The organism is Micromonospora sp. NPDC048830, assembly GCF_043198215.1.
In the GTDB taxonomy this organism is placed as follows: domain Bacteria; phylum Actinomycetota; class Actinomycetes; order Mycobacteriales; family Micromonosporaceae; genus Micromonospora.
In genome coordinates this window covers 56762-65182 of sequence record NZ_JBICUP010000022.1, presented here as the reverse complement: position 1 = coordinate 65182, position 8421 = coordinate 56762, and the positions used below count along the sequence as shown (strand labels likewise).

The 8421-nt window shown below is 73.4% G+C and carries 6 protein-coding genes; all 6 read left to right on the top strand.

All coding sequences use genetic code 11. From position 1 onward, the window contains the following. The first annotated feature begins 158 nt into the window (after positions 1–158). The 6 genes from ACGFIZ_RS19715 (at position 159) to ACGFIZ_RS19690 (ending at position 8353) form a co-directional block, all read left to right on the top strand. A complete protein-coding gene (locus ACGFIZ_RS19715) occupies positions 159–1085 on the top strand; it encodes an aspartate carbamoyltransferase catalytic subunit (RefSeq protein ID WP_393421140.1) in 927 nt (308 codons plus the stop codon). Further along, positions 1082–2359: a dihydroorotase gene (locus ACGFIZ_RS19710; RefSeq protein ID WP_393421138.1), complete on the top strand. Its 1278-nt coding sequence runs from the start codon at positions 1082–1084 to the stop codon at positions 2357–2359. Before ACGFIZ_RS19715 ends, ACGFIZ_RS19710 begins: the two co-directional genes overlap by 4 nt. A gap of 118 nt (positions 2360–2477) precedes the next feature. Continuing rightward, positions 2478–3683 carry a glutamine-hydrolyzing carbamoyl-phosphate synthase small subunit gene (gene carA / locus ACGFIZ_RS19705; RefSeq protein WP_393421136.1) on the top strand — a complete coding sequence of 402 codons (1206 nt, stop codon included), beginning with the start codon at positions 2478–2480 and terminating at the stop codon, positions 3681–3683. Then, positions 3676–7170: a carbamoyl-phosphate synthase large subunit gene (carB, locus tag ACGFIZ_RS19700; RefSeq protein WP_393421134.1), complete on the top strand. Its 3495-nt coding sequence runs from the start codon at positions 3676–3678 to the stop codon at positions 7168–7170. The genes carA and carB overlap by 8 nt, the downstream gene beginning before the upstream one ends. After that, positions 7167–7346 carry a hypothetical protein gene (locus ACGFIZ_RS19695; protein WP_393421133.1) on the top strand — a complete coding sequence of 60 codons (180 nt, stop codon included), beginning with the start codon at positions 7167–7169 and terminating at the stop codon, positions 7344–7346. The genes carB and ACGFIZ_RS19695 overlap by 4 nt, the downstream gene beginning before the upstream one ends. Beyond that, a complete protein-coding gene (locus ACGFIZ_RS19690; RefSeq protein WP_393421131.1) occupies positions 7343–8353 on the top strand; it encodes a quinone-dependent dihydroorotate dehydrogenase in 1011 nt (336 codons plus the stop codon). Before ACGFIZ_RS19695 ends, ACGFIZ_RS19690 begins: the two co-directional genes overlap by 4 nt. Positions 8354–8421 lie beyond the last annotated feature (68 nt).

Below are 8421 nucleotides of genomic sequence, written 5' to 3'. Positions count from 1 at the left end.
AAGCGGAGCCCCGCAGTCGCGAACGAAAGGCAGGCCTCGGTGAGCGCGAGGAGTGCAGCGAAGCGGAGCCCCGCAGTCGCGAACGAAAGGCAGGCCTCGGTGAGCGCGAGGAGTGCAGCGAAGCGGAGCCCCGCAGTCGCGAACGAAAGGCAGGCCCGGTGATCCGGCACCTGCTCTCCGGCGCCGACCTGGACGCCGCCACCGCCACCCAGATCCTGGACACCGCGGCGGAGATGGCCACCGTCGCCGGCCGGGAGGTCAAGAAGCTGCCCGCGCTGCGCGGCCGAACCGTGGTGAACCTCTTCTACGAGGACTCCACCCGGACCCGGATCTCCTTCGAGGCGGCGGCCAAGCGGCTCAGCGCCGATGTGATCAACTTCTCGGCCAAGGGCTCCAGCGTCGCCAAGGGCGAGAGCCTGAAGGACACCGCGCTCACCCTCCAGGCGATGGGGGCCGACGCGGTGGTCGTCCGGCACCCCGCCTCCGGGGCCCCGCACCGGCTCGCCGGCTGGGTGGACGGGTCGGTGGTCAACGCCGGCGACGGCACCCACGAGCACCCCACCCAGGCGCTGCTGGACGCGTACACGATGCGCTCGCGGCTGGGGCGGCTCGCCGGCCTGCACGTCGCGGTGGTCGGGGACGTGCTGCACTCCCGGGTGGCCCGCTCGAACGTGCTGCTGCTGTCCACCCTCGGGGCGAAGGTGACCCTGGTCGGCCCGCCGACGCTGATCCCGGTGGACATCGCGGCGGCGCTCGCGCCCGGCACCGACGTCTCCTACGACCTCGACGCCGTTCTACCCGGTGTGGACGTGGTGATGATGCTGCGGGTGCAGCGGGAGCGGATGGGCGACTCCTACTTCCCCTCCGCCCGCGAGTACGCCCGCCGGTACGGGCTCGACGGGCCGCGCATGCGGCGGCTGCCGGAGCACGCCATCGTCATGCACCCGGGGCCGATGAACCGGGGGATGGAGATCACCCCCGAGGTCGCCGACTCGCCCCGCTCCACCATCGTCGAACAGGTCGCCAACGGGGTCTCCGTGCGGATGGCCGTCCTCTACCTGCTGCTCGGGGGGAACAACCTGTGACCGCGTACCTGATCACGAACGTGAGCGTCGTCGGCGCCGCGCCGACCGACCTGCTGATCCGCGACGGCGTGGTGGCGCGGACCGGCGCGGGACTGACCGCGCCGGACGCCACCGTGCTCGACGGCACCGGGCTGGTGGCCCTGCCCGGCCTGGTCGACCTGCACACCCACCTGCGCGAGCCGGGCCGGGAGGACGCCGAGACCGTCGAGTCCGGCTCCCGGGCGGCGGCGCTCGGCGGCTACACGGCGGTCTGCGCGATGGCCAACACCTCGCCGGTCGCCGACACCGCCGGCGTGGTCGAGCAGGTCTGGCGGCTCGGCCGGGAGGCCGGGCTGGTCGACGTCCAGCCGATCGGCGCGGTCACCGTCGGCCTGGCCGGCGAGCGGCTGGCCGAGCTGGGCGCGATGGCCGACTCGGCGGCCCGGGTGCGGATCTTCTCCGACGACGGGCACTGCGTCGCCGACCCGAGGCTGATGCGCCGGGCCCTGGAGTACGTCAAGGCGTTCGACGGGATCATCGCGCAGCACGCCGAGGAGCCCCGGCTCACCGAGGGCGCGCAGATGCACGAGGGCGAGGTCTCCACCCGGCTCGGGCTGACCGGCTGGCCGGCGGTCGCCGAGGAGGCGATCATCGCCCGGGACGTGCTGCTGGCCGAGCATGTCGGCAGCCGGCTGCACGTCTGCCACGTCTCCACGGCCGGCAGCGTGGAGGTGCTGCGGCACGCCAAGGCGCGCGGGATCAGGGTCACCGCCGAGGTGACCCCGCACCACCTGCTGCTGACGGACTCCAAGGCGGAGACCTACGACCCGGTGTACAAGGTCAACCCGCCGCTGCGTACCGCCGCCGACGTCGCCGCGCTGCGCGCCGCGCTGGCCGACGGCGTGATCGACGTCGTCGCCACCGACCACGCCCCGCACGCCGTGGAGGACAAGGAGTGCGAGTGGGCGTACGCCCGGCCGGGCATGCTCGGGCTGGAGACGGCCCTGTCGATCGCCCTGGACGTGCTCGGCCCGCAGTGGGACCTGATCGCCGAGCGGATGTCCCGCGCCCCGGCCCGCATCGCCGGGCTCGACTCCCACGGCCTGGACCCGGCCCCCGGCGTGCCGGCCAACCTGACCCTGGTGGACCCGGCCGCCCGGCGCGTGATCGAGCCGGCGGAGCTGGCCAGCCGCAGTCGCAACACCCCGTACGCCCGCATGACGCTGCCGGGTCGCATCGTGGCGACCTTCCTGCGCGGCGAGCCGACGGTCCTTGACGGAAAGGCAACCAAGTGATCCGAGCGAGGAATGCAGCGGAGCGGAGTCCCGCAGTCCGGATCGAAGGATGGCAAGTGATCCGAGCGAGGAATGCAGCGGAGCGGAGTCCCGCAGTCCGGATCGAAGGAGGCGCAGCGTGAGTCGCAGACGTTCCGCGATCCTCGTGCTCGAGGACGGCCGGACCTTCCACGGCGAGGCGTACGGCAGCGTCGGGGAGACGTTCGGCGAGGCGGTGTTCAACACCGGCATGACCGGCTACCAGGAGACCCTGACCGACCCGTCGTACCACCGGCAGGTGGTCGTGCAGACCGCGCCGCACATCGGCAACACCGGCGTCAACGGCGAGGACGACGAGTCCGGCCGGATCTGGGTCGCCGGGTACGTGGTGCGCGACCCCGCCCGGATCGGCTCGAACTGGCGGGCCACCGGCGGGCTGGAGGACCGGCTCGTCGCCGAGGGCGTGGTCGGTATCAGCGGCGTGGACACCCGGGCGCTGACCCGGCACCTGCGCGAGCGCGGCGCCATGCGGGTCGGCGTCTCCAGCGTCGAGGACGACCCGAGCGCCCTGCTCGAGCGGGTGCGCCGGTCCCCGGGGATGGTCGGCGCCGACCTCTCCGCCGAGGTGACCACCCCGCGGCCGTACGTCGTGCAGGCGCGCGGCGAGCACCGGTTCACCGTCGCCGCGCTGGACCTGGGCATCAAGCGCAACGTGCCGCGCCGGCTCGCCGAGCGCGGCGTCACCACCCACGTGCTGCCCGCCTCGTCGAGCATCGACGACCTGCTCGCCACCGGCGCGGACGCGGTGTTCCTCTCGCCCGGGCCGGGTGACCCGGCCACCGCCGACGGCCCGGTCGCCCTCGCCCGCGAGGTGCTGCGCCGCCGGGTGCCGCTGTTCGGCATCTGCTTCGGCAGCCAGATCCTCGGCCGCGCGCTGGGCTTCGGCACCTACAAGCTCGGGTACGGCCACCGGGGCATCAACCAGCCGGTGCTCGACCGGGCCACCGGCAAGGTCGAGGTGACCAGCCACAACCACGGCTTCGCGGTGCAGGTGCCGGGCGCGGGTGCGGGTGCCGTCGTGCCCGACCGGGTGATCGACACCGAGTTCGGCGGCGTCCAGGTGTCGCACGTCTGCCTCAACGACAACGTGGTCGAGGGGCTGCGGGCCAGGGACGTGCCCGCCTTCACCGTCCAGTACCACCCTGAGGCGGCGGCCGGCCCGCACGACGCGGACTACCTGTTCGACCGTTTCGCCGAGCTGATCGAGGGCGGTGGCCTCGACCGGAAGCGGAGCGAAGGCCGTGGCTTCGACCGGAACAACAGTGAAGGCGGCAAGAATGCCTAAGCGGACCGATCTCAAGCACATCCTGGTGATCGGCTCCGGGCCGATCGTGATCGGGCAGGCCTGCGAGTTCGACTACTCCGGCACCCAGGCCTGCCGGGTGCTGCGCAGCGAGGGGATCCGGGTCAGCCTGGTCAACTCCAACCCGGCGACGATCATGACCGACCCGGAGTTCGCCGACGCCACGTACGTCGAGCCGATCACCCCGGAGTTCGTCGAGCTGGTCATCGCCCGGGAGCGCCCCGACGCCCTGCTGCCCACCCTGGGCGGGCAGACCGCGCTGAACACGGCGGTCGCCCTGCACGAGGCGGGGGTGCTGGAGAAGTACGGCGTGGAGCTGATCGGCGCCAACATCGACGCCATCAACCGCGGCGAGGACCGGCAGCTGTTCAAGGACATCGTGGCCGCCGCCGGCGCCCGCCTCGGCGTCGAGGACCCGTCGTCGCTGGTACCGCGCTCGCGGGTCTGCCACTCGATGGACGAGGTCCGGGCGACCGTCGGCGAGCTGGGCCTGCCGGTGGTGATCCGGCCGTCGTTCACCATGGGCGGCCTCGGCTCCGGCATGGCCCACACCGACGAGGACCTGGAGCGGATCGCCGGGGCCGGCCTGGCCGCCAGCCCGGTGCACGAGGTGCTCATCGAGGAGAGCGTGCTCGGCTGGAAGGAGTACGAGCTCGAGCTGATGCGGGACCGCCACGACAACGTGGTGGTGGTCTGCTCGATCGAGAACGTCGACCCGATGGGTGTGCACACCGGCGACAGCGTCACCGTCGCCCCGGCCATGACGCTCACCGACCGCGAGTACCAGCGGCTGCGCGACCTGGGCATCGCCGTGCTGCGCGAGGTCGGCGTGGACACCGGCGGCTGCAACATCCAGTTCGCGGTGAACCCGGCCGACGGCCGGATCGTCGTGATCGAGATGAACCCGCGGGTGTCCCGCTCCTCGGCGCTGGCGTCGAAGGCCACCGGCTTCCCGATCGCCAAGATCGCCGCGAAGCTGGCCATCGGCTACACCCTGGACGAGATCCCCAACGACATCACGCTGAAGACCCCGGCCGCGTTCGAGCCGACCCTCGACTACGTGGTGGTGAAGATCCCCCGGTTCGCGTTCGAGAAGTTCCCCGGCGCCGACCCGGAGCTGACCACCACGATGAAGTCGGTGGGCGAGGCGATGAGCCTCGGGCGCAACTTCACCGAGGCGCTGAACAAGGCGATGCGCTCGATGGAGACCAAGGGCGGCGGGTTCTGGACCGTGCCGGATTCGGTCGTCGCCGCCGCGACGGGCGCCGACCCGGCCGGCGTGACGAAGGAGAACACCCTCGCCGCGCTGCGGACGCCGCACGACGGCCGGCTCTACACCGTCGAGCGGGCGCTGCGCCTCGGCGCGTCCGTCGCGGAGGTCGCCGCCGCGTCCGGCGGGATGGATCCGTGGTTCCTCGACCAGATCGCCGCCCTGGTCGAGCTGCGCGCGGAGATCGTGGCCGCCCCGGTGCTCGACGCCGACCTGCTGCGCCGGGCCAAGCGGGCCGGCCTGTCCGACCGGCAGCTGGCCGCGCTGCGTCCCGAGCTGGCCGCCGAGGACGGCGTACGCACCCTGCGGCACCGGCTCGGCATCCGGCCGGTGTACAAGACGGTGGACACCTGCGCCGCCGAGTTCGAGGCGGCCACGCCGTACCACTACTCGACGTACGAGCAGGAGACCGAGGTCGCGCCGTCGGACCGGCCGAAGGTGATCATCCTGGGCTCCGGGCCGAACCGGATCGGCCAGGGCATCGAGTTCGACTACTCGTGCGTGCACGCCGTTCAGGCGCTGCGCAGCGCGCCCATCGACTCAGCCGCTGCGTCCGGTTCCGGCGCCGAAGGCGCTGGCCGTTCCGGCGCTGAAGGCGCTGGCCGTTCCGGCGCTGAAGGCGCTGGCCGTTCCGGCGCTGAAGGCGCTGGCTACGAGACGGTGATGGTCAACTGCAACCCGGAGACGGTCTCCACCGACTACGACACCGCCGACCGGCTCTACTTTGAGCCGTTGACGTTCGAGGACGTGCTGGAGGTCTGGCACGCCGAGGACTCGTCGGGCCGGGCGGCCGGCGGGCCGGGCGTGGTCGGCGTGATCGTGCAGCTCGGCGGGCAGACCCCGCTGGGCCTGGCGCGGCGGCTGAAGAAGGCCGGCGTGCCGGTGGTCGGCACGTCCCCGGAGTCGATCCACCTCGCCGAGGAGCGGGGCGCGTTCGGGGCGGTGCTGGCGAAGGCCGGGCTGCGCGCCCCGGCGCACGGCACGGCCACCTCGTACGAGGAGGCGAAGGCGATCGCCGACGAGATCGGCTACCCGGTGCTGGTCCGCCCGTCGTACGTGCTCGGCGGGCGGGGCATGGAGATCGTCTACGACGACCCGACGCTGCGCGACTACATCGGCCGGGCCACCGACATCTCCCCGGACCACCCCGTGCTCGTGGACCGGTTCCTCGACGACGCCATCGAGATCGACGTGGACGCGCTGTGCGACGCCGACGGGGAGGTCTACCTCGGCGGCGTGATGGAGCACATCGAGGAGGCCGGCATCCACTCCGGCGACTCGTCCTGCGTGCTGCCGCCGATCACCCTCGCCGGCTCGCACCTGGCCCAGGTGCGCCGCTACACGGAGGCGATCGCCCGCGGCGTCGGGGTGCGCGGCCTGCTCAACGTGCAGTACGCGCTCAAGGACGACGTGCTGTACGTGCTGGAGGCGAACCCGCGGGCGTCGCGTACCGTGCCGTTCGTCTCCAAGGCCACGGCGGTGCCGCTGGCGAAGGCGGCGGCCCGGATCGCGCTCGGCGCCACGATCGCCGAGCTGCGCGCCGAGGGGCTGCTGCCCGCGAGCGGCGACGGCGGCACCATGCCGGCCGACGCGCCGATCGCGGTCAAGGAGGCGGTGCTGCCGTTCAAGCGTTTCCGCACCCCGTCCGGCAAGGGCATCGACTCGCTGCTCGGGCCGGAGATGAAGTCCACGGGCGAGGTGATGGGCATCGACACCGGCTTCGGGCAGGCCTTCGCCAAGTCGCAGGCCGCCGCGTACGGCTCGCTGCCCACGGCCGGGAAGATCTTCGTCTCGGTGGCCAACCGCGACAAGCGCGGCATGATCTTCCCGATCAAGCGCCTGGCGGACCTGGGCTTCGAGATCGTCGCCACCGCCGGCACCGCCGAGGTGCTGCGCCGGCACGGCATCGCCTGCGAGCAGATCCGCAAGCACTACGAGGCCGGCGAGGGCGAGGACGCGGTGTCGCTGATCCTCGGCGGCGACGTGGCCCTGGTGGTGAACACGCCGCAGGGCTCCGGCGCGAGCGCCCGGTCCGACGGGTACGAGATCCGCAGCGCGGCCGTCACGGCGGACATCCCCTGCGTCACCACGGTCCCCGGCGCGGCGGCGGCGGTCATGGGCATCGAGGCGCGCATCCGCGGCGACGTGCGGGTCCGCCCCCTCCAGGACCTGCACGCGGCCCTGCGGGCCCCCCGGTGACGGCCGGCACCAACGCGTCGATCATGGAGTTGGCGGCGGTTTCGGAGATCCACTCCGCCGTCAACTCCATGATCACCGGGGTCTCGGCCGGGGTCTCGGCCGGGGTCCGGGCCGGGGTCGGGGTCGGGGCCGGGCTCGGGGTCCGGGCCTCGCGGGGGCGGGGAGGCGTGCGGTGATGTTCCAGCGGGTCGTGCGGCCGTACCTGTTCCGGGTCGGGGGCGGGGACGCGGAGGCGGCGCACGAGTGGACGCTGCGGCGGCTCGCCACGCTGTCCCGGCGGCCGGCCGCGCTCGCCGCGCTGCGGGCGCGGCATCTCGTGCGGGCTCCACGCACCGTGTTCGGGGTCCGGTTCCCGAACCCGGTCGGGCTGGCCGCCGGGATGGACAAGGACGGGCTGGCGCTGCCGGCGTGGCCGGCGCTGGGCTTCGGCTTCGTCGAGGTCGGCACGGTCACCGCGCACGCCCAGCCGGGCAACCCCCGGCCCCGCCTGTTCCGGCTGCGCGACAGCGAGGCCGTGGTCAACCGGATGGGGTTCAACAACGCCGGCGCGCAGGCCCTGGCCGACCGGCTGGCGGCGCTGCCCCGGCCGCTCGGCGTACCGCTGGGCATCTCGCTCGGCAAGTCCAAGGTGACCCCGCTGGACGAGGCGGTGGAGGACTACCGGGCCTCGTACCGGGCGCTGCGGGAGCACGGCGACTACTTCGCCGTCAACGTCTCCTCGCCGAACACCCCGGGCCTGCGGTCGTTGCAGGACCGCTCCCACCTGGACGCCCTGCTGACGGCCCTGGTGGGGGAGAAGCCGGTGCTGGTGAAGATCGCTCCGGACCTGACCGAGCCGGCGATCGCCGAGCTGCTGGAGGTCTGCCTCGACCGAGGGGCGGCCGGGGTGATCGCCACCAACACCACCCTCGGCCGGGACGGGCTAGCCCCGGCGGACCGGGCGCGGGGCGCGGAGGCCGGCGGCCTGTCCGGCCGTCCCCTGGCGGGGCGGGCCCGGGAGGTGGTCGCCTTCGTGTACCGGGAGACGGGCGGCCGGCTGCCGGTGATCGGCGTCGGCGGCATCGTCGACCCGGACGACGCGGCCCGGATGTTCGACGCCGGCGCGCGCCTGGTGCAGCTCTACACGGGCTTCATCTACCGGGGCCCGGCCCTGGTCCGTGCCGCCGCCCGCGCGGCCCGGTGACCGCCCCAGGTTTCCCGCGATCCTGCACTTTCCGCCCCGACCTATGCCGCGAACCGGACGTAACAGGG